Annotated in this window: 14 protein-coding genes; 13 read left to right on the forward strand and 1 reads right to left on the reverse strand. The window is 67.2% G+C overall.

Features of this window, described 5'->3' with window-relative positions; translation table 11 throughout:
- Positions 1–15 precede the first annotated feature (15 nt).
- From ASF72_RS08390 to ASF72_RS08450, 13 genes are all read left to right on the forward strand, one after another.
- Positions 16–606 (forward strand): 50S ribosomal protein L25/general stress protein Ctc, encoded by a 591-nt coding sequence (locus ASF72_RS08390; RefSeq protein ID WP_050686257.1) that lies wholly within the window; start codon positions 16–18, stop codon positions 604–606.
- A gap of 85 nt (positions 607–691) precedes the next feature.
- On the forward strand, positions 692–1282 hold the full coding sequence (pth, locus tag ASF72_RS08395) for an aminoacyl-tRNA hydrolase (RefSeq protein ID WP_050686258.1): 591 nt from the start codon (positions 692–694) through the stop codon (positions 1280–1282).
- Between the two features lie 121 nt (positions 1283–1403).
- Entirely contained in the window at positions 1404–4139 is a 2736-nt protein-coding gene (locus ASF72_RS08400; protein WP_056597989.1) for a helix-turn-helix transcriptional regulator, read from the forward strand.
- Positions 4140–4245: 106 nt separating this feature from the next.
- A complete protein-coding gene (locus ASF72_RS08405) occupies positions 4246–6780 on the forward strand; it encodes a helix-turn-helix domain-containing protein (protein WP_056598071.1) in 2535 nt (844 codons plus the stop codon).
- Between the two features lie 450 nt (positions 6781–7230).
- Positions 7231–8556 (forward strand): SufS family cysteine desulfurase, encoded by a 1326-nt coding sequence (locus ASF72_RS08410; RefSeq protein ID WP_056597992.1) that lies wholly within the window; start codon positions 7231–7233, stop codon positions 8554–8556.
- 22 nt (positions 8557–8578) lie between these two features.
- Positions 8579–9028, forward strand: coding sequence for a Fe-S cluster assembly sulfur transfer protein SufU (gene sufU, locus ASF72_RS08415; protein ID WP_050686261.1), 450 nt, complete (start codon positions 8579–8581; stop codon positions 9026–9028).
- A gap of 418 nt (positions 9029–9446) precedes the next feature.
- Positions 9447–9902: an adenylyltransferase/cytidyltransferase family protein gene (locus ASF72_RS08420; RefSeq protein WP_050686262.1), complete on the forward strand. Its 456-nt coding sequence runs from the start codon at positions 9447–9449 to the stop codon at positions 9900–9902.
- A gap of 20 nt (positions 9903–9922) precedes the next feature.
- Complete coding sequence (locus ASF72_RS08425; protein WP_082484157.1) at positions 9923–11074, forward strand: DUF1972 domain-containing protein; 1152 nt, start codon at positions 9923–9925, stop codon at positions 11072–11074.
- Positions 11074–11910 (forward strand): CDP-alcohol phosphatidyltransferase family protein, encoded by an 837-nt coding sequence (locus ASF72_RS08430; RefSeq protein ID WP_082178326.1) that lies wholly within the window; start codon positions 11074–11076, stop codon positions 11908–11910. Before ASF72_RS08425 ends, ASF72_RS08430 begins: the two co-directional genes overlap by 1 nt.
- A gap of 3 nt (positions 11911–11913) precedes the next feature.
- Entirely contained in the window at positions 11914–12684 is a 771-nt protein-coding gene (locus ASF72_RS08435; protein WP_056597998.1) for a hypothetical protein, read from the forward strand.
- The gene (locus ASF72_RS08440) at positions 12681–13616 is read left to right on the forward strand and encodes a hypothetical protein (RefSeq protein ID WP_056598000.1); all 936 of its coding nucleotides are present in this window, start codon (positions 12681–12683) and stop codon (positions 13614–13616) included. The genes ASF72_RS08435 and ASF72_RS08440 overlap by 4 nt, the downstream gene beginning before the upstream one ends.
- Entirely contained in the window at positions 13606–17181 is a 3576-nt protein-coding gene (locus tag ASF72_RS08445) for a PKD domain-containing protein (protein ID WP_082484160.1), read from the forward strand. Before ASF72_RS08440 ends, ASF72_RS08445 begins: the two co-directional genes overlap by 11 nt.
- Before the next feature lie 237 nt (positions 17182–17418).
- Positions 17419–19932 (forward strand): PKD domain-containing protein, encoded by a 2514-nt coding sequence (locus tag ASF72_RS08450; RefSeq protein ID WP_231686079.1) that lies wholly within the window; start codon positions 17419–17421, stop codon positions 19930–19932.
- Positions 19933–20028: 96 nt separating this feature from the next.
- Here the strand turns inward: ASF72_RS08450 and ASF72_RS20575 are convergent.
- The coding region (locus tag ASF72_RS20575) for a hypothetical protein (protein WP_200933634.1) at positions 20029–21022 on the reverse strand (994 nt) is incomplete at its 5' end.

Here is a 21022-nt window from a genome sequence, read left to right on the forward strand (position 1 = left end):
TTCAAGGAGATTTCCATGTCTGAGCAGAAACTCGCAGCAGAACTGCGCACCGAATTCGGCAAGGGCTACGCCCGCCGCGCCCGGATGGCCAACCTCATCCCCGCCGTTATCTACGGCCACGGCGCAGAGCCGATCCACATCACCCTGCCGGCCAAGGCCACCACCCTGGCCGTCCGCACGGCCAACGCCCTGCTGGCCCTGGACATCAACGGCGAAGGCCACCTGGCCCTGGTCAAGGATGTCCAGCGCGACCCGATCAAGCAGATCATCGAGCACATCGACCTCCTGACCGTCCGCCAGGGCGAAAAGGTCACCGTTGACGTGGCTGTGCACCTCGAAGGCGAAACCGCTCCGGGTACCGTCCACAACCTCGAACTGACGGTTGTCTCCCTCGAAGCTGAAGCAACCCACCTGCCCACCTCCGTTGTGGTCAACATCGAAGGCCGCGAAGCAGGCCAGCACATCCACGCTTCGGACCTGGACCTGCCCAAGGGTTCGGTCCTGCTGACCGATGCCGAAGCTCTCGTTGTCAACATCTCCGAGGCCATCGAGATCGAAGAAGACGAAGCCGAAGACGCCGCTGCAGCTCCGGCAGCAGCCGAGTAACAACCGGTATGTCCCGCCTGTGGCCGGATCCCCACTGGGGGTCCGGCCACAGGTATTTACCCGCAGCCCGACCTAGGATGATCCCATGACCGATACCTGGCTGATCGCCGGCCTTGGCAACCCCGGAACCCAGTACCAGGCCAACCGGCACAACGTTGGCCAGATGGTGCTTGATGAGCTCGCCGGCCGCATGGGTGCAAACTTCAAAAGCTCCAAAATGCGGGCCCAGGTGCTCGAAGGGCGGCTCGGCATCGGCGGTCCGCGGGTGGTGCTCGCAAAACCGCTCTGCTACATGAACGTCTCCGGCGGCCCGGTGGCGGCCCTGGCCGGCTTCTACGGGATCAACCCGGACCACGTCGTGGCAGTCCACGACGAAATCGACATCCCTTTTAATACGGTGAAACTGAAGACCGGCGGCGGGGAGGGCGGGCACAACGGCCTCCGCGACATTTCCAGGGCCCTGGCCACCAAGGACTACCTCCGGGTCCGGGTGGGCGTGGGCCGGCCACCGGGACGCATGGACACCGCCGACTTTGTGCTGCGGGACTTCGGTACCGCCGAGAAAAAGGAACTGCCGTTCCTCCTGGACGAAGCGGCGGATGCGGTGGACGCCCTGGTCCGGGACGGGCTGATGGCCGCGCAGCAGAAATTCCACCCGGCGAAGCCTGCAAGCTAGCAACACGCGAACTTATTCCGCGTACCACCTGTTTCCTTGTCTCAGCGACGGGGTACTGTACTTCCTATGCGGGGGAGCAATGGAGCTACATCCCGTTACCGCTGGATGTAGGGGATAGTGCATGTCAATCGAGCCACTGAGCTGGGGACGTGGGTCAACGCCGAACGGGGCCGGGCTGCGCAGCCAGGCTCCTGCCATGCCCGGGATCCAACAGTGGTCCGCTCCCGCCCGCGGCGCCAACCTCGATTCCGTCCGTAGCGCCCTGACCAGTGAAGACTCCCTGGGCGTGGTCATCACCGGCAGCCGTGGTGTGGGCAAGTCCTCCCTGGCCCGCGCCGCCGTCAATGACCTTGGCCCCGACGTGTGGTCCCTCCAGCTCCGCAGCGCCCCTGCCGGTTCCAGTGCCCCCTACGGCTGCCTGTCCTTCCTGCTGGCCCGCCTGCCCCAGGCCTACATGGGTTCGCCCACCGCGATCCTGCGCGGCATCACATCCCTGATCCGCAGCGACGCTGCCGGGCGGCCGTGCATCATCACCCTCGATACTTCCGGCGGTATCGATGACATGAGCGCCGGCGTGCTGCTGAACGTCCTGCTGACCGGCACTGCGAAGATCGTTGCCGTGGCGCCCCGGACCAGTGACCTGCCGGATGATTTCCACTGGCTGCTGGCTGACAGGCGGATCACCGAAGTACGGCTGGACAACCTCAATGAGCTCCAGACCCGCCAGGTGCTGCTGTCGCTGCTGGGGCACCGGGTCTCCGCGTCCCTGGTCGCCACGTACCACAACATGGTGGGCGGAAACCCGTTGCTGCTCAAGGCGCTGGTCACCGAGCAGCAACACTCCGGCAACCTGGTCCTCTCCGATGAAGTCTGGACCCTCCGGGACAAGGTGGTGCTGGACGGCGCAGCCAGCCTGGACGACATTGTCCGCTCGAGATGGTCCCGGGAAACCGCTGAAACCCGCGAAGTCATCGAAATGCTGTCCTGCGCCCGCAGTGTGGAGCTGTCCCGCCTGACGGCCATCTTCAGCGCCGACGTGGTGGCGGACATGGAGGATGAAGGCCTCCTCGAAATCGAGGGATCCGACCACCGCTGGGTGACACTCCGCGAGAAGTACATCGGGGACGTGGTACGGACCTGGCTGAGCATCGCCCGTCGCCGCGAGCTCCGCAGCATGCTCCTGGGCGGTGCGGAACCTGATCCCGCCGGCATGAGCACGGAGGAGCTGCTGGCCTTCGCCGCCTGGACGCATGAGTGCGAGGCGGACCTCAGCCCGGGCCTGGCCTTCGCGGCGGCAGCAGCAGCTGTCCAGCTCTTTGACCCGCGCACCGCCCTGGCGTACGCCGATATGCTGCCACGCAGCCACCCGCTGTGGGTTCCGGCGCAGCGCCAAAAAGCGGCCGCCTACCTGCAGCTGGACCTCCCGCTCCAGTCCCTGGCCACCCTTGAAGGCATCTCCGCTGCGGAGCTGGACGCCCTCGGCGCCACGGAATACGCCGAGGTCATCGCCGCAACGTCCCAGGTGATGCTCTGGATCCCGGAGAAGACCCGGGCCGTCCCGGGCCTCCTGGTGCAGGCCCGTGACCGGCTGGCCGCCGCCGGAAACGCTGCCGCCTGGCCTGACCCGGTCGCCGTGGCGGTCAACCGCATCGCCCTGAGCGACTTCGAATACCAGGCGTTTGTGGGCAACTACGCTGCGATCATTCCCGCCCTGGAGCACGCCGCGGACCCCGCCCGGAACCCGGACACCGGCTTCCGGATGAACGCCGCCATCATCCTGATGACAGCCCGGGCGCTGACCGGGCGGGAGATGGAAGCGCTCAGCCTGATGCGGCAGCTGGGCGGCCAGCTCACCGACGCCTCCCACGTTGTTGGCATCCGCGAGCGGTATACCCGCGATGCCTACCTGGTGCTGCTGCTGGCCGGGCAGTGGCGGCGCTGCATCGACTTCCTGGGTCCCCAAAGCACCGAGGAGCCCAACCGCATCTCGCAGCAGGATTCCGCCCACGAACTGGCGGTCGGCGTTGCCTACGCTTTCTCCGGACGCGGAACCGAAGCCCTCGAACCGCTGATCTCCGCTGTGGCACAGCTGGAGATCCATCCCACCCAGAGCGGGCTCCGCTGCGCGTATTCCGCCACGGCACTGGCCTACGCCCAGATCGGCAACCCTGCTGCTGCCAGGAAATACCTCGCCAAACTTCATCGCGTGCCGGGCACGGCGGACTTCGCCACCGAATGCGTGATTACCTTCTGCACCCTGGTGGCCGGACGCTGGCTGGGCGATCCGGACGCCGCCGGCGCCCTCAAACTTGCGGCCGAGGCAAACCTTGCCGACGAGCGCTTCACCGTGGCCGGCCTGTATCTGCTGGCGGCCACCGTCAACGGCAGCGACCCCGAGTTCCGGCTCCTCGAGGACATCGCGGCGCACCGCCAGGGGCCGCTGGCCGAAGTGTCCCGGCTTATCGCCATCGGCAGCCGCACCAAGGACGCAAAAACCCTGCTGGCCGGAGGCGAAATCGCTGCCACCCTGGAACTGGAGGCCGTCGAGGCCAGGTGCATGGCCCTCGCCGTCGATTTTGCCCGCCAGGACGGGGATGCCGCGTCCGCCCGGACAGCCCAGGCCCGGCTGGACATCCTGGCTGCCACCGTCACCAACCTGCCCATCGTGCCCAGCAGCGGCAGCCCGTTGCTGACCAGCAGGGAACGCCAAATTGCCCGCCTGGCCGGGCGGGGCGCTTCCAACCGCGACATCGCCCTTGAAATGGGCGTGTCAGTCCGAACCGTCGAAGGCCACCTGTACCAGGTCTTCACCAAGCTCGGCGTAACTTCCAGAGGTGATCTGACTGGACTTGTCTAACGGCTCCAAAACCGCAGGCCCGCACCGCGCCCTACCGGGCCGGCGCGAACCGCTCGACCGGATCACGGCGGTCATCCGCAACCGTGCCAGCCAGGCGGTCTACGTTATGGCGGGTCCGGGCCTCGGTAAAACATCGCTGACGGACGGGATCGTTGAGCGTTTGTCGGATGAACTCAATGTCCTGCAGATGCACGGCAGTTCCGCGCTTTCCAATGTTCCGTTCGGAGTCCTGACCCCTTACACCGCCGATCTCACGGCGGAGGAATCGATTTCCCCGGTGGCAGTGCTGCGGTCCATGTGGACGTACTTCGAGAAACTGAAAACCGTCAACGGAGCGCCGGTCCTCCTGGTGGTGGACGACGCACACTACCTGGACGAGGGCTCAGCCGGCGTGGTGGCGGACCTGATCTCGGCCGGCTGGGCCACCGTGGTGGCCGCCGCCAGGCCACGGCCCGGGCTGCCGCGGCCCCTGGACCAGCTCTGGTACGACGGCCTCGCCGAGCGGGTGGACCTGCGCCTGCTCAACAGGGAGCAGATCGAGGAAGTGCTGGCGCATGTACTGGACGGCACCGTCCCGGCAGCCACTGTGGATGCGGTCTGGAGCGCATCCGGCGGAAACCCCCGCATCCTGGATGCGCTCCTGCACGATGCAGCCGAGGCCGGGGTGCTGTCCAAACGGAACGGGATCTGGATCCTGCTGGGCCCACTGCCCTCCGACGGGGACCGAATCGGCTCAGTGGTGGCCAAGGAGCACCTCCGCCGCCCGCAGGACGAGCAGGAAGCCCTGAAACTGGTCGCCCTGGCCGGTCCCGTGAGCCGCAAGGCCATCGAGGACATCAGCGGAGCCGCCGTGGTCCGCTCGCTCCTGGAGCAGCAGGTGGTGGTGGAACACCCATCGATTCCGGCCGAACTGTCCCTGGGGAACGTGCTCCTGGCCCAAACCATCAGGAACACCATCTCGGTGTCCAGGAGCCTGCAGCTGCTCGAAAAAACCCGGCCGCACCTGCCCGATACCTTGCTGCACGGCGAAGGCCGGACCCGTTCCGTGGAGTGGGCCCTGGAGTGCGGGCTGCGGATCCCTGACGCCGCGCTGATCGAGGCCTCACGGGAAGCCCTGGACCGGTTCAGCAATACCAGCGCCCGCATGATCGCCTCAAAGGTCCAGGACCCGGCGCTGATCCCGCTGGCACAGGCCATCCAGGCGCGGGCACTCTTCAACGACGGGTACTACCTGGAAGCGGCATCCCTGCTGGACGGCTGCTGGGAGGCCCTGCTCAACCACGCCGATGGCCCTGCCGTGCTGCTGCTGCGTGCCTTCGCCCACCAGGCCAACGGCCAGTCCCTCGCGGGCCTCGCCGAGGAGGCGGTGGCGGTTACCGGTGTGGCAGGGACGCCGCAGTGGCCGCTGACCCTGATGGCCCTGCTTCGCAGCGGTGGTGAGCTGGACGCCGCCGGGCTCGCCGCGGAAGTGGGTACCGCAGCAGGCAGCGCTGTTGACGGTGCCACCGGCCTGCCCCTGCATGCCATGGGCGGGGCGTTGCTGGCCCACGCCCTGACCGCCGCGGGCCGGGCCGATGAGGGGGTGGAAGCCGCCCTGATGGCGGCGTCCGAGCTTCCCGCGCTTGAAGGCAGCCTGTTTTTCTTCCCGGAACTGGTCCTGGGCCGGCTGGTCAGCGCCTACCTGGCCATGGGCGAATGGGAAACCGCGGAACGCGAGCTGAACAACTACGCCTCGGCGCACTCACCCGGGCACGCCGTGTTCAACGGCAGCCTGCAGATCCTGCGCGGCTACTCGCTGCTGCGGCAGGGCAGGATGGAACGCGCCTACCAGGTGCTGCTGCCCGCCGTCGAGGCCCTCCGGCTCAACGACCCGCTGCAGCTTTTCCGGTTCGGCGCGTCCCTCGGCTTCTATGTGGCCGCACGCCTCGGCGATACCGCCCAGGCGCAGCGGCTGGAGCGGGACTGCCGCGACGCCGTGGCAGGGGCCCCGGCCCACGACCTCCTGGCAGCCGCCCACTGCGCCGCTGCAGCGGAGTACCTGGCCAGGGACGGGAAGGGCCTCGCGTCCCTCCACACACTGGTCACGGCCGCCGAGGCCGCCGGCAGGACCGGCACGCTCCTTGAACTGCTCGCCATGTGCTGGGAACTGGGCGACCCTTCCGTCATCCCGATGGTGCAGAACGTGGCCCGCACCGTTGACGGAAGGTGGGCCGGCGCCATGCTGACCCTGGCTGCCGGCTGGGAAGTGGGCGACGGCGATGCCCTGATGGACACCGCAGCCGCCCTGGAGGAAGCCGGCTTCGTCAACCTGGCCCGTGAGGCATACGCCAGGGCCAGTACGCTCCTGGAACAGGCCGGGGAGCGGCGCCGGTCCCGGCAGGCCGTGGCCCAGCGGGAAAAATGCGACCACGAACTGGGCGAGCGGTTCCGGGAAGGCCGGTTTATCGCCGCCGCCCCGGCCGTCCATCTGACCCGCCGCGAACAGGACATTGTTGGCCTGGCCGTCCAGGGGTACACGGACCGGGAAATCGCCCAGAAGCTGATGGTGTCCGTCCGCACCGTGGAGGGCCACCTCTACCGGACCTACGTCAAGCTCGGCGTCCGCAGCCGCGAAGAGCTCGAGTCCGCCCTGCCCAAGTAGTACAGCACCCGGGTGTGCCCGGCACGGGCGCATCCGGGTTTTTCCGGCCGGACCCGGCATGTCCGTGTGCCTGTGGCGGGCCTGCAGTCCGCGGCTCCGGCGGACCCAGTACCGACCCGTTTCAAAGTCGAGTACAAGCTACTCGTGTACGCGTCCGGGCTCCGACGCTTTACTTAAGCAGGCAAGGAAAGCAGCGGGGAAACCGCCGCCGGACAGCCCGCATACCAGGTCTCCCGAAAGTTCCGGCTCCCCACCAAGGGGGCCGGCTCCAGACGGGGCCGGCGACGTCAGAGTCTTCTGAGACCGAGACTCTCCCCCCAGCCGTCGCCGGCCCTTCTTTCCGCAGGCTGAAGCCCGGAGAAACTGTGGCGGCCGTCCCCCCGGGGCGGCCGCCACAGCTGCGTTGTGGGACAATTGAGAGTCAACAGTTGGCATCTCAAGGAGTTCGTTTTGGCCGTAGTAACAACGCCAGCCACCCTGGAACGTGCCCTGCCGGCCATGGACGACGCCGAGGTGCTGCGGATCCGCAACGACTTCCCCGTGCTGAACCAGACGGTCAACGGGCAGCAGCTGGTCTACCTTGATTCCGGGGCCACGTCGCAGAACCCGCTCAGCGTGATCGAAGCCGAGCAGGAGTTTTACGAACAGCGCAACGCCGCCGTGCACCGCGGCGCCCACCACCTCGCCGTCGAGGCCACGGAGGCCTTCGAGGACGCACGCCAGACTCTCGCCGACTTTGTGGGCGCCGGCTACGAGGAAACCATCTGGACCTCCAACGCCACGGAGGGCCTGAACCTGATCAGCTATGCCCTCTCCAACGCGACGCTGTGGGCAGCCCAGGGCCGGGGTGATGCCAGGCTGAAGGACCTGGCCCTGAAACCGGGTGATGAGATTGTGGTCACCGAGATGGAGCACCACGCCAACCTGATCCCCTGGCAGGAGCTGGCGTTCCGCACCGGCGCTGTCCTGCGCTTCATCCCCATCGACGACACCGGCAGCCTCCGCCTGGACCAGGCCCGGGACATTGTTGGTCCCCGCACAAAAGTGCTGGCCTTCACCCACGCGTCCAACGTCCTGGGCACCATCAACCCGGTCCGGGAACTCGTGGCGCTGGGCCGCAGCGCGGGGGCTCTGGTGGTCCTGGACGCCTGCCAGTCGGCTCCGCACCTGGCCCTGGACGTCAAGGCGCTGGACGTTGACTTCGCTGTCTTCTCCGGCCACAAAATGCTGGCGCCCACCGGGATCGGCGTCCTGTACGGCAAGCAGGAGATCCTGGACATCCTGCCGCCTTTCCTTACCGGCGGTTCGATGATCACCACCGTCACCATGGAGCGTGCCGAGTACCTGCCGGCGCCGCAACGCTTCGAAGCCGGCACGCAGCGCATCTCCCAGGCCGTAGCCCTGGCTGCGGCGGCCAACTACCTTACGGAAACGGGCCTGGACCGGATCCACCGTTGGGAAGGTGAGCTGGGCCAGCGTATGGTCACCGGACTCGAATCCATCGCCGGCATCCGGGTGCTCGGCCCCGCCGCCGGCAAGGAGCGGATCGGGCTGGCCGCGTTCGACGTCGAGGGTATCCATGCCCACGACGTGGGGCAGTTCCTGGACTCCCGGGGGATCGCCGTCCGGGTGGGCCATCATTGCGCCCAGCCGCTGCACCGCCGCCTGGGGCTGACCGCCACCACGCGGGCCAGCGCCTACCTCTACAACACCACCGACGACGTCGACCGGTTCCTGGATGCTGTGTCCGGCGTGCGGGCCTACTTCCGCGCCTAGTCCCGTAACCCCAGGAGTACCCATGAGCCTTGACCAGCTGTACCAGCAGATCATTCTGGACCACGCCAAAACGCGCCACGGCAGCGGGCTGGCCGGCACAGCGGCCCCCGAAGGCGCGGCTACCGGCCAGTCGCACCAGCTCAATCCCGTCTGCGGCGACGAAGTCACCCTGCGGCTTGCCGTCGCTGACGGGAAAGTGGCCCAAGTTTCCTGGGACGGTGCGGGCTGCTCCATCTCCATGGCCTCGGCGTCCGTGCTCAGCGAAATGGCCGAAGGCATGACGGTGGCCGAACTGCATGGGGTCATCGACAGCTTCCGGGACGTCCTGCGCTCCCGCGGCAAAGTCCCCGCCGACCCGGCGCTGCTGGGCGATGCTGCAGCCTTCGAGGGCGTGGCCAGGTATGCGGCGCGCGTGAAATGCGCCATGATCTCCTGGGTCGCGGCCGAGGACGCCCTCAACCAGGCCTCCTGACCTGCCGGCAGCCGCCCGCCGCGGACTGCCTCCACCCACCGGACTGTGCGGATGACCGCAGTTCCTGCCCCACCCGCTGTCCCGGCTGCACCACCAGTACCCGCTACCTGCCTGATGAGTACATGCAGGTAGCAGTACCCTGCCAAGACAGGTAGCAAGTACCGGTGCACCCGTACTGCCAAGCCGCTTGACTGGTCCTCACCTCAGGAAATACCTACCTAGAGAAGGTCTCAGGATGAGTCAGGCCAGTCAATTTTCCGCACCCAAAAACCGGCAGAGTTCCTGCGTGGGCCGCGTTGCCGGCCTTCCTTCCCACCGCCGGCGCTGTTCCGGCCAGCCTTTCGCCCCGCCCCCACCAGCATTGGGCCGCACGATGTCCGTGGCCCTGCAGGCCGGCTGACCGGGGAGGCACAGAGTCATGGGTCTTCGAATCGGTTATGCCCCGGGCGCGTTCGACCTTTTCCACATCGGTCACCTGAATATCCTCAAACACGCCAAATCGCAGTGTGACTACCTGATTGCGGGCGTCGTCTCGGACGAGAAGCTGGAGCTCACCAAGGGCAGGGCGCCTGTGGTTCCGCTCGCTGAACGGCTCGAAATCGTCCGCAACATCACGTATGTGGACATGGTCTACGCCGAGTCCGCACCGGAGAAGCTCCAGGTCTGGGACGAACTGCGGTTCACCGTCTTTTTCAAGGGCGACGACTGGCGCGGCACGCCTGCCGGAATGCACCTTGAACACGTCTTTTCGGAGGTGGGGGTGGAAGTGGTCTATTTCCCCTACACCGTCCAGACCTCCAGCTCGGTCCTGCGGACCGCTCTTGAACTCATCAACCGTCCGGCAGCAGCGGACAGAATCCAGGGGGTGCAGTGATGAATGGACTAAGGATAGCGATGGTGGGTACCCGCGGGGTTCCGGCCAGGTACGGCGGCTTTGAAACGGCCATCGAGGAGATCGGCCAGCGTCTTTGCGCCCGCGGACACCAGGTTACGGTCTACTGCCGTGACACCGGAGCAGGTCCCCGGCCGGATTCCACTTACCTGGGAATGGACCTGGTGTTCCTGCCGGCCATGCACAAAAGGTCACTGGAAACGCTCAGCCACACGGGCCTGTCCGTGATGCACCTGATGGCACACCGGCCGGACGCTGCGATTGTCTTCAACGCCGCGAACGCCCCCTACCTGCCCCTGATCCGGGCGGCCGGCGTTCCGGTGGCCACCCACGTGGACGGCCTGGAATGGAAGCGGGCCAAGTGGGGCGGGTCCGGCAAACGCTACTACCGCCGGGCCGAAGCCATGGCCGTACGCTGGTCCGACGCCCTGATCGCCGACGCCGTGGGTATCCAGACGTATTACCGGGAACGGTTCGACGCCGATACCTACTACCTGCCGTACGGTGCCCCGATCCTGGCCGGCACCAAATCCGACAAGCTCGCAGAGCTGGGCCTGAAGCCCCGCGGCTATCATCTGGTGGTGGCCCGCTTCGAGCCCGAAAACCACGTCCACATGGTGGTGGACGGCTACGTCCGCAGCAAAGCCAAGGAGCCGCTGATTGTGGTGGGCTCGGCACCTTACTCCGATGCCTACACCCGCCAGGTGCACAGCCTGGCCGACGACCGGGTCAGGTTTGTTGGCGGCGTCTGGGACCAGGACCTCCTGGACCAGCTGTACGCAAACTCCCTGGTGTACTGGCACGGACACAGCGTGGGCGGCACCAACCCGTCCCTGCTGCGGGCCATCGGGTCGGGGGCCGCCACCAACGCATTCGATGTGGACTTCAACCGTGAAGTGCTCTCGACGGCGGGCAGGTACTTCGCCGACCCTGCAGGCGTGGCCGCGCTCGCGGAGGAAGCCGAAAGCGGGCTGCCCGGCCTGCGGGAACGCGGTGTCCTGGGACAGCGCCTGGCCCGCCGGTTCGACTGGGACCTGGTCACCGACGGCTACGAAGGCCTGTGCGCTGACCTGGTGGCTGCCACAGCGCCGGCGCCACGCCGGGCCCGGCGCGTGCAGCGGGGCACCCAACAGACCACTGTGGGGGCCGAGTAATGCCGGGCCAGCACGCCAAAGCTGCGGAAGCCCGGGAACTGCTGCCCTACGCCGGCTTCCGGGACGCCGTGGACAGGCTGTCCGGCGCGCAGAAGGCGGCTGCCCGCAGCGCGCCGGCCTACTCCCGTTTCGTCAACCGCAGGATGGGCCGCTACCTTGCGGCTGCAGCCTTCGGCGCCAGGCTGACCCCCAACATGGTCACCGGCATCAGCGCGCTTTTCACCTTTTCCGGCATCGCCCTGCTGATTTCCTTCCCGCCGTCATGGGGGCTGGGGATCCTGGTGTCACTGGCCCTGGTGCTGGGCTATGCCCTGGACTCCGCGGACGGGCAACTCGCCCGGCTTACCGGAGCCGGTTCGCCGGCGGGGGAGTGGCTTGACCACATCGTGGATGCCCTCAAAACCTCCACCCTTCCGCTCGCCCTGCTGGTGGGCCTCTACCGGTTCGCGGCGGTGGACCCGGTGTGGCTCCTGGTGCCCCTCGGCTCGGCGGTGGTCTCGGCAGTGGTGTTTTTCAGCATGATCCTGACCGAGCAGCTGCGTCGGCAGGCCGGGGTGGTTCCGGGCCAGCACGAAGGGGCCCCGCCGTCCTGGCTTCGCGCCGTGCTGGTGGTCCCCATGGACTACGGGGTCCTGTGCCTCAGCTTCATGCTTTACGGCGCCACCCCGGTGTTCCTGGCCGTCTACACGGCGATCTTCGCCGCCACCACAGCGTTCCTGGCACTGTCCTCCGTGAAGTGGTTCCGGGAACTTACCGCCGTCCACGGAGCGCAGCCACGCCTGGGCCGGGACCGTCGTCCCGCCATCGGAACCACCATGTCGGATGCAGGAGCGTAACTGATGGAAACCATCCCTGATAACCCCGCGGGACCCCTCGCCGGCCGACGGCGCCTGATCATCGTGGCCGTGGTGCTGGCGCTGCTGCTGATTGCCGGCACCGTGTGGGCAACCACCCGGCCGGGTGTGTCGCCCACCGCGGCGCAGGCCACGGAGGCTGCCTCGGCTGCTCCCGACACGTCGGGTCCGGATCCGTCCGCCGCCGCGGCGGACCCCGATCCATCCGCCGCCCCGGCGTCCGCCGATCCGTCGGCGCCCCCTGCCCCGGTTCCCGCAGCGGAACCGCCCCAGGCCGCCCCGGCTCCGGAAGCGGCTCCCGCTGTGGAAACTCCACCGGCCGGGAGCGACGAGGAACTTGCTGCCGTGGAACAACCCGTTGCTCCTGCCGTGCCCCTGGTGGGCACCGCAGTGGTGAAGACCGGGGTTTCCGCTGCGATCACAGACGTTGAGGCGGTCAACGGCGAAGCCACAGGCATCGGCGAAGTTGCAGGCCCGGCGCTCCGTTTCAAGATCACCGTCAAGAACGACACCGCAGCGGAAATTTCGCTGGACCCGGCGGTCATCAACGTCAGCTACGGGGCCGACAACTCCCCGGCGAGCAGCCTCAGCGGCCCGGGCCCGGAGCCGTTCCCCGCCACCGTGGCCCCTGGCGCCAGCGCCACCGGCATCTTTGTCTTCGGTGTCCCGAAGGACAGCCGCGGCAGCGTAAAGATCTTCTTCAACCTCGACGCCGGAACGCCCATCGCCGCCTTCGAAGGCCAGGCCCCCGCATGACCCCGGCCCTCATGGTTGCGGGGCCGGTGACGCAGGCACGCGCCACGGCCCGTCGGCTGCGCAAGGCGGCCAAACGCGTCCGCGCCCATGCTGGCGTGGTGGCGCTCCGCTGCCGCAACCGCCTGGTGGCGGAGTCCGTCACCGGAACGGCCGACGTCGTGGTTTCCATGACCACCCACGGCGCGCGCCTGCAGACGGTGGATATCGCCCTGGAATCCATTGCCCGCGGCTCCGTTCGGCCGCGCCGCCTGATCCTCTGGCTGGACGACCCGGCGCTGATGGTCCGGCTGACCCCGCAGCTCCGGCGGCTGCAGCAACGCGGCCTGGAGGTGCGCCTTACCTCAAACTACGGACCGCACACGAAGTACTACCCTTACGTCCTCTCGACGGAAGAGTTCGAGTGTCCGTTGGCCACCGCCGACGATGACATCGTCTACCCGGCCGGGTGGCTTGCCGCGCTGGTGGCAAGCCACCGCGACCACCCGGACACGGTGGGCGGGCACTGGGTGAGCGTGGTGGGCGTTGACAGCGGCAGCATCACCGGGTATTCGGGCTGGGCGCGGCGCCACGACACCGACGCCGGCATCGACAATTTCGCCCTGGGGGTCTCCGGGGTGATCTACCCGCCGCTCATGCTGGCTGCCCTCCGGCGGGGCGGGGACGCCTTCCTGGACCTGTGCCCCGGCGCCGATGACATTTGGCTGCACTGGACCGCACTGCGGGCCGGAATCCGGACCCGACAGGTAAGCGCCGTGCCCAGGCATTTCCCGATGATCCCGGGAAGTCAAAGCACCGCACTCAGCCTCAACAACGTGGGCAACGACCGCAACGATCACTGGATCCGGGGCCTCTACTCGGACTCGGATGTGCTGGCCCTCAGCAGCCCCGGAACTGCAGCAACCCTCAAGGATGGAGAAAGCAATGCGTTCTAAGCATCAAGCCGGGGTGGAAAGCCCCGGCCTTACGGCAAGCCAGGAAGGCCCCCCGCCGCACCGCGGCCCACGGTCCCTCCTGGTGATGGTCCTCAGTGCGGCAATGGCGCTGTCACTGGGCGTCGTCTGGGGTGCAGCTCCGGCGACAGCCGACAGTGCCCCGGCCCCTGATGTCCCCTTGACCGTCACCGCGGACAGGCTGCCCACCGCCCAGCACAACGGCGTGGGCTGGACCCAGCTGGTCATCGGCAACAAGGTGTACGTCGGCGGCGAGTTCACCATGGCCCGGCCTGCCGGCGCCGCACCCGGCACCCAGGAAGTGGTCCGTAACAACATCCTGGCCTACGACATCAGGACCGGTGTGCTGGACCCCACGTTCCACCCGAGCATGAACGGCGAAGTCACGTCCCTGGCCGCCTCACCGGACGGCAGCCGGTTGTACGTGGGTGGTTCCTTCACGGCCATCGACGGCGCCACCGTCTGGCGCGTCGCCGCCCTGAACCCGACAACGGGCAGCATCAACACCTCGTTCCTGCCGCGCATGTCCGCTTCCGTAAGGGCCATTGTGGCTACGGACACCACCGTCTACATGGGCGGACTCTTCAACGGCGTAGGCACCGTCACCCGTGACCGGCTGGCTGCCGCCGCCGCCTCGAACGGCGCGCTGCTGCCGTGGAACCCGGTGGCCGTGGGCGGCCGCGTCAACGCCCTGGCACTCTCTCCGGACGAGGCCAGCATGGTGGTGGGCGGCGCCTTCACCACCCTGAACGGATCCGCCAACCCCGGGTACGGCCTGGGCAAGGTGGACACCAACCTGGGCGCTTCTCAGCCCTTCCAGATCAACAACATTGTCCGTAACGGCAGCACGGGCGGCTCCATCACGGCGCTGGCTACCGACGGCACCAACGTATACGGCAGCGGCTACACCTTTGGCCGGGCCAGCACCCTTGAAGGCATTTTCTCCGTGAAATGGGCGGACAGTTCCACCGAGTGGATCGAGGACTGCCATGGCGACAGTTACTCCGTATTCCCCATCGGCGACGTGGTGTACCAGGCCGGGCATCCGCACTATTGCGGAAACGTTGGCGGGTTCCCGCAAGCTGAGCCGTGGGAGTTCCAACGCGCCCTGGCGTTCAGCAAGAAGGCCACCGGTGTCCTGACCCAGGAAACCCACGGCTACACCAACTTTGGCGGCAACCCGGCGCCGTCGCAGCTGAACTGGTTCCCCTACATGAGTGACGGGACCTTCACCGGACAGAACCAGGGCCCCTGGTCCGTGTCCGGCAACGCGGACTACGTGGTCTACTCAGGCGAGTTCACCAACGTCAACAGCCAGGCCCAGCAGGGTATGGTCCGTTTCGCCAAGAGCACCACGGCGCCGAACCTCCGCGGACCGAAGGTGACCGGGGCAAACTTCGCCCCGACGCTTTCAACCCCGGCGCCTGGCCAGGTCAGGGTCCGCTGGCAGGCGAACTGGGACCAGGACAACGAGAACCTGGTCTATGAGGTTCGACGGGACAATGTGGTAATTGCCACCCTGAACCAGGCTTCACGGTTCTGGAACCGGCCCGGCATGACGTTCCTGGACACCAACCGGGTCGCGGGGCGGAGCTACGCGTACCGCATTTATGCCAGGGACGCCTTCAACAACCAGGCAGTCAGCGACATCGTCAGGATCACCGCGACGGACACTGTGGCAGCCCCGGGCGCCTACTCGCAGACGGTACTTTCCGATGCGCCGGCCAACTACTGGCCGCTGGGGGACGCCGCCGGAACCACCGGCGTGGACCTTGCCGGCAAGGACGACCTGGTCCTGCGCCCCGGGGTGACCCTTGGAGCTGACGGTGCCGTGGGCGCCGACGGCGGGACAGCGGCAACCTTCAACGGCACCGCCGACAGCGTGGCCGCCAGGATGCCGATCGCCATGCGGCCGCAGACGTTCAGCACTGAGGCCTGGTTCAAGACCGGGTCCACCACGGGCGGCGGCATCATCAGCTACGGCAACTCACCCACCGGCGTTTCCACCGATTTCGACCGGACCGTGTACATGTCCAATACCGGCAGGCTGTTCTTCGGGGTCCGCCCCAACGGCGCGACCCGGCAGACCATCAACTCGACGGCGAGCTTCAACGACAACCAGTGGCACCATGTGGTGGCTACCCTGGGCAGCAACGGCATGCAGCTGTTTGTCGACGGCGTCCTGGTGGGAAGCCGGGCGGACGTTACCTCTGCCTGGCAGTTCGATGGCTTCTGGCGGCTGGGCGGCGACAACCTCGGCAGTTGGAGCAACCGGCCCACCAGCCGCAACATCAACGGCCAGATCGACGACGTCGCCATCTACCCGGCAGTGCTTCCGCTGTCCCGGATCCAGGCCCACTACGTGGCCTCGGGCCGGACAGTATCTGCTCCGCCGGCCGCCCCGGTGGCGCGGTTCGCAGCTGCCGTGGACGGGCTGAAAGCGTCGGTTGACGGGACGGCCTCCTCGGACGCCAACGGCCCCATCGCCGGCTACGCCTGGGACTTCGGCGACGGCGGAACGGGTACCGGCGTCAAGGCCGACCACACCTACGCCGCCGGCGGCACCTTCAACGTCACGCTGACCGTTACTGACAACACGGGCCAGACCAACGCGGTGACCAACCCGGTCACCGTAACCGCCCCGCCGCCCAACCAGGTACCCGTGGCCGGCTTCACGTCCACTGCCACCAACCTCGCGGCGGCCTTCAATGCCGGCACGTCCGCCGACCCTGACGGCACCATCGCCGCCTACGCCTGGGACTTCGGCGACACCACCAGCGACACCGGCGCCACTCCGTCACACACCTACGCAGCGGCGGGCACGTACAACGTGACGCTGACGGTCACGGATGATGACGGCGCAACCGGCTCCCTCACCAAGGCAGTCACCGTCCAGGCGCCACCGGCCAACACCGTTCTGGCTGCTGACGATTTCGGCCGCACCACCGCCTCAGGCTGGGGCGCCGCCAACACCGGCGGGGCCTGGTCCGTGGCAGGCACTGCCGCTGCCTATACGGTTGGAAACGGCGTCGGCAACCTGATCCTGGCGACCGGCGGGGTAACCCGCACGGCGATCCTGGGCGGGGTATCCGCCGCCGCCACCGACGTGCAGGTCAAGGCGTCGCTGGACAAGATCGGCAACGGCGGCGGAACGTTCGTCAGCGTGATCGGCCGCCGGGTGGGGTCCGACGATTACCGGGTCAAGGTCAAGGTTCCGGCCACCGGTGCAGGCACGCTGTACCTCACCCGGATTGTGGGCGGGGCCGAAACCGTTATCTCCACGGCACCGCTGACCGGCCTGACCCTGGCCCCCGGCGACGCCATCCGGATCCGGATGCAGGTGACGGGCACGGGCACCAGCACGCTCCAGGCCAAGGTGTGGCGCGATACTGCTGCCGAACCTGCAGCCTGGCTGCTGACCAGCACCGACACCACCGCAGCACTGCAGGCACCCGGAACAACGGGGCTGGTGGGCTATTTGTCCGGCTCCGCCACCAACGTGCCCATAACTGTGCGGTTCGATGACTATTCGGTGAAGGTGCCCTAAGAGTAGCCTTATCGCACCACCGGCTCGTGCACAGGCTGCGCCGCAGGGACTTTTGTCCCCGCCGGCGCAGCCTGTGCGCCAACGGTGCTCTTCCGCACTGACAGGGAACCCTGCGGAAGGGATGCGACCGGGCTTGCGCCCGGAGCATCACCCAAAGCGACTCAGCGCTTTGCCACAGACTCGGTCTGCACGTGGAAAAGGGCTGATATGTTCAGGAAAAGACCAGCTTTCCGGCTGGTGGCGTTGTTCAGTACTCTGTTTCTCTTCGGTGGGGGCTTTGCGGCACCGGCGCTGGCGGACTCCGCTCCCATCGATCCCAATGATCCTAAAACCCCGGTGACCGTCACCGCTGACAGCCTCCCCACGGTCCAGCACGACGGCGTGGCATGGCAGGCCGTCACTGTGGGGACCACTGTTTATGTTGCCGGCAAATTCAACAACGCCCGGCCCAGCGGCGCCGCTGCCGGCACACAACTCGTGCCCCGGCGTAATATCCTGGCCTTTGACCTGGCCACCGGCGCACTCAAAACCTCCTTCACCGCATCCTTGAACGGCCAGGCCCTGGCCATTGCGGCGTCGCCGGACGGCAGCAGGATCTACGTTGGCGGCGATTTCACCACTGTGAACGGCGTCACCCGGAACCGGATAGCCGCCTTGAATCCCGATACCGGCGCCCCCCTGTCGGGCTTCGCCCCCTCCGTTGGGGGCTCCGTACGGGCCATCGTGGCTGACGGCAGCAAGGTCTGGTTTGGGGGCCTGTTCGGCAGCGTTGGCTCCTCATCGCGGAACCGGCTGGCGGCAGTCAACGCGGGCAATGGAGCCCTCCTGCCCTGGGCGCCCAACGCGGCCAACGGAAAAGTCAACGCGCTGGCGCTCTCTCCCGACGGAAGCAAAGTGGTGGTGGGCGGCGCCTTCACCACCCTGAACGGCTCCAACCGTCCCGGCTACGGCCTGGGCATGGTGGATGCGGTGTCCGGCGCGAACCTGGCCACCCCCATCAATGACGTGGTCCGCAACGGAGGTACTGACTCGGCCGTCCTGTCGCTCTCCAGCGATGGGACATCGTTCTACGGCACGGGCTACATCTTTGGCACCGGCGGCAACCTGGAAGGCGCGTTTGCCGCCAACTGGTCGGACGCACGGGTCAAATGGGTGGAGGACTGCCACGGCGACTCCTACGGCGCGTTCGCCACGGACACGGCTGTCTACGTTGCAGGCCACCCGCACTACTGCGGAAACCTGGGTGGTTACCCCGAAACCACACCACGGACCTGGCACCGGGCTGTTGCCTTCGGCAAAGAGGCCACCGGAACCCTGACCAAGGACATCTACGGCTATCCATCCTTCACCGGGCAGCCGGCTCCCGCCATGCTTAACTGGTTCCCTGATATGGACACGGGGACGGCCAGCGGCCAAAGCCAGGGCCCATGGGCGGTCACGGGAAACAACTCCTACGTGGTGATGGTGGGGGAGTTCAAAAATGTGAACCAGCGGGCGCAGCAGGGCCTGTCCCGTTTCGCCGTTAGGTCCATTGCACCCAACGACCAGGCCCCCCGGGTGTCCGGAGCAAGTTTTGTTCCCAGCCTCAGCAGCCCCGGTGCCGGTCAGGTCCGGGTCCAGTGGCAGGCCAACTGGGACCGGGACAACTCGAACCTGACGTACACCGTGCTCCGCGACGGCGACACCACGCCGGTGTATACGGCCTCGCAGCTGTCCACGTTCTGGCAGCGGCCCACCATGTCGTTCACCGATTCCGGGCTGACGGGCGGGCAGCATAGCTACCGGATTTCCGTGCGGGATCCTTTGGGCAACACGCTCACGGGAAACGCGGCAAGCATCACTGTTGCCGGCGCAACCAACGGGCCGCCCACGGCCAGCTTCACCAGCAGCACCGATGGGCTGACCGCAGCGGTGAACGGTTCAGCGTCTGTTGATCCTGGCGGCAGCATCGCAGGGTATGCCTGGCAGTTCGGTGACGGCGGCACGGAATCCGGCGTCTCGGCGCAGCACACGTACGCGGCCGCAGGAACCTACACGGTCACCCTGGTTGTCACCGATAACTCGGGCAACACCGATTCCGTTTCTGCTCCCGTCACGGTCAGTGCCGGGGGCGACCCCGACGGCCCGCTGGCCAACGATGCCTTTGGCAGGACCGTCACCGGAGGGTGGGGGAGCGCCGACCTTGGCGGGGGCTGGTCCACCAGCGGCGGGTCAACACCGTTCGCCGTCTCCGGCGGGGCCGGGCGGATCACGTTGGAACCCGGGCGGGGCCCCTCCGCCTATCTTGGCGCCGTGACGGCCACGGACACGGACGTGCAGGCGACGTTGTCCTTCGACAAGGTACCCAACGGCGGCGGCGCCTACGCAGGCCTGGTGGGCCGGCGGGTGGGCACCGCCGAATACCGCGCCAGGATCAAGCTCGACGCTGCCGGTGTGGTGACCCTGCGCCTGATCCGGCTCTCCGGCGGCGTGGAAACCACATTGGTCACCGCCAACACCGGACTGTCGGCCGGTGCCGGAAACCAGCTGCAGCTGCGGTTCCAGGTCACGGGAACGGGGCCAAGCCAGCTGCGGGCCAAAGTGTGGTCCAGCGGCTCCACGGAACCGGCAGGCTGGGGAGCCAGCACCACTGATACAACAGCGGGACTGCAGGCCGCCGGCAGCACAGGTGTCACCGTCTACACCTCCAGTGCCGTCACCAACTTGCCCGTCCGGGTCCTGTTTGACGATTTCAGCGTCAGGAGGCCTTGACCGGCAGGCATAAAGGAAGGGGAGGAGCGCCACCAGCGCACTCCTCCCCTTCCTGTTGGCCCGTGCCGCAGAGCGGGCCGGGCAGCTATTGAGCTATCAGCCGTTGTAGAGAATGCCGGTGGTTTTGCCCTCGGTGAGGAAGGCCAGGTTGTCTTCCCAGCGGTTGGTGGACAGGCCGCTGACGGTGCTTGCCGACCGCTGGATGATCCGGATCGGGTAGGTGCCGTTGGCGTACTGGTACTGGTTGCGGCCCAGGTAGTTATTGCGGACCGTCACCGTGATGTTGGAGTACTTGCCGTTGTCGATGTTGATCGACGTCTGGCCGTCATCCACCCAGTTGCTCTCCACCACTACGTTGGCCAGCTTGGCTACGTTCTGCTGGAGCATGATGGCAATGCCGCCGTGCGTGCCGCGGGGGCTCGGGCCCGAACCTGCACCGGTAACGATGCTGGCCACCACGGTGTTGCCGGCGAGCAGGATGTTCTCGCCGCCCTGGACCTGGATGCCGTCGTTGTGCGTCCCATCGGAGTGCACGGTGTCCTGGTCGAAGAACGTCAGGGAATGGATGTAGTTGCCCTTGGCGGTCACGTTGGCCGTGGCCGGGCCGCCGGGACGGTTGAAGATCCCCAGTCCGTCGTTGGTCCGCTGGATGTGGTTGCGCAGGGCCGTGTAATCGTGGCCCACGATGCCGTCACGGTTGAACGAGGGACGGTCCGGGTTGATGGTGTTGTTCTGCACCAGCAGGTTGGACACGGCAGCGCTGTTGGCGTCGATGATGCCGGTGGCGTTGGCGGGGTGGTTCTTGCCGCCATGCAGCCTGCTGTTTTTGATGACCACGTTCTTTGCCCGGACCTTGATGTCGCCGTAGATCTCAAGGCCGTCCAGGACGGTGCCGTCCACGGAGATGACCAGGTCGGCGCCGCTGGTGTTGTACGGCTTCAAAGTGGTTCCGGCCGGAACGCCGGTGTTGGCGGCCGATGGCTTGGCCGAGGTGGTGGTGGCTGCGGCCACGGACTGGACGGTTTCCACCGGAGCCGGAGCTGCCTCGACGGGGGCCGGAGCCTCAACCGGAGCCGGAGCTGCCTCGACG

The sequence above is a fragment of the Arthrobacter sp. Leaf141 genome (assembly GCF_001424565.1).
Taxonomy (GTDB): Bacteria; Actinomycetota; Actinomycetes; order Actinomycetales; family Micrococcaceae; genus Arthrobacter.

Excerpts from the sequence above, each read along its gene's own strand:
- ASF72_RS08390 (WP_050686257.1), top strand. The coding sequence starts at position 16 with ATGTCTGAGCAGAAACTCGCAGCAGAACTGCGCACCGAATTCGGCAAG.
- pth (WP_050686258.1), top strand. The coding sequence starts at position 692 with ATGACCGATACCTGGCTGATCGCCGGCCTTGGCAACCCCGGAACCCAG.
- ASF72_RS08400 (WP_056597989.1), top strand. The coding sequence starts at position 1,404 with ATGTCAATCGAGCCACTGAGCTGGGGACGTGGGTCAACGCCGAACGGG.
- ASF72_RS08405 (WP_056598071.1), top strand. The coding sequence starts at position 4,246 with ATGGCGGGTCCGGGCCTCGGTAAAACATCGCTGACGGACGGGATCGTT.
- sufU (WP_050686261.1), top strand. The coding sequence starts at position 8,579 with ATGAGCCTTGACCAGCTGTACCAGCAGATCATTCTGGACCACGCCAAA.
- ASF72_RS08420 (WP_050686262.1), top strand. The coding sequence starts at position 9,447 with ATGGGTCTTCGAATCGGTTATGCCCCGGGCGCGTTCGACCTTTTCCAC.
- ASF72_RS08425 (WP_082484157.1), top strand. The coding sequence starts at position 9,923 with ATGGTGGGTACCCGCGGGGTTCCGGCCAGGTACGGCGGCTTTGAAACG.
- ASF72_RS08430 (WP_082178326.1), top strand. The coding sequence starts at position 11,074 with ATGCCGGGCCAGCACGCCAAAGCTGCGGAAGCCCGGGAACTGCTGCCC.
- ASF72_RS08435 (WP_056597998.1), top strand. The coding sequence starts at position 11,914 with ATGGAAACCATCCCTGATAACCCCGCGGGACCCCTCGCCGGCCGACGG.
- ASF72_RS08440 (WP_056598000.1), top strand. The coding sequence starts at position 12,681 with ATGACCCCGGCCCTCATGGTTGCGGGGCCGGTGACGCAGGCACGCGCC.
- ASF72_RS08445 (WP_082484160.1), top strand. The coding sequence starts at position 13,606 with ATGCGTTCTAAGCATCAAGCCGGGGTGGAAAGCCCCGGCCTTACGGCA.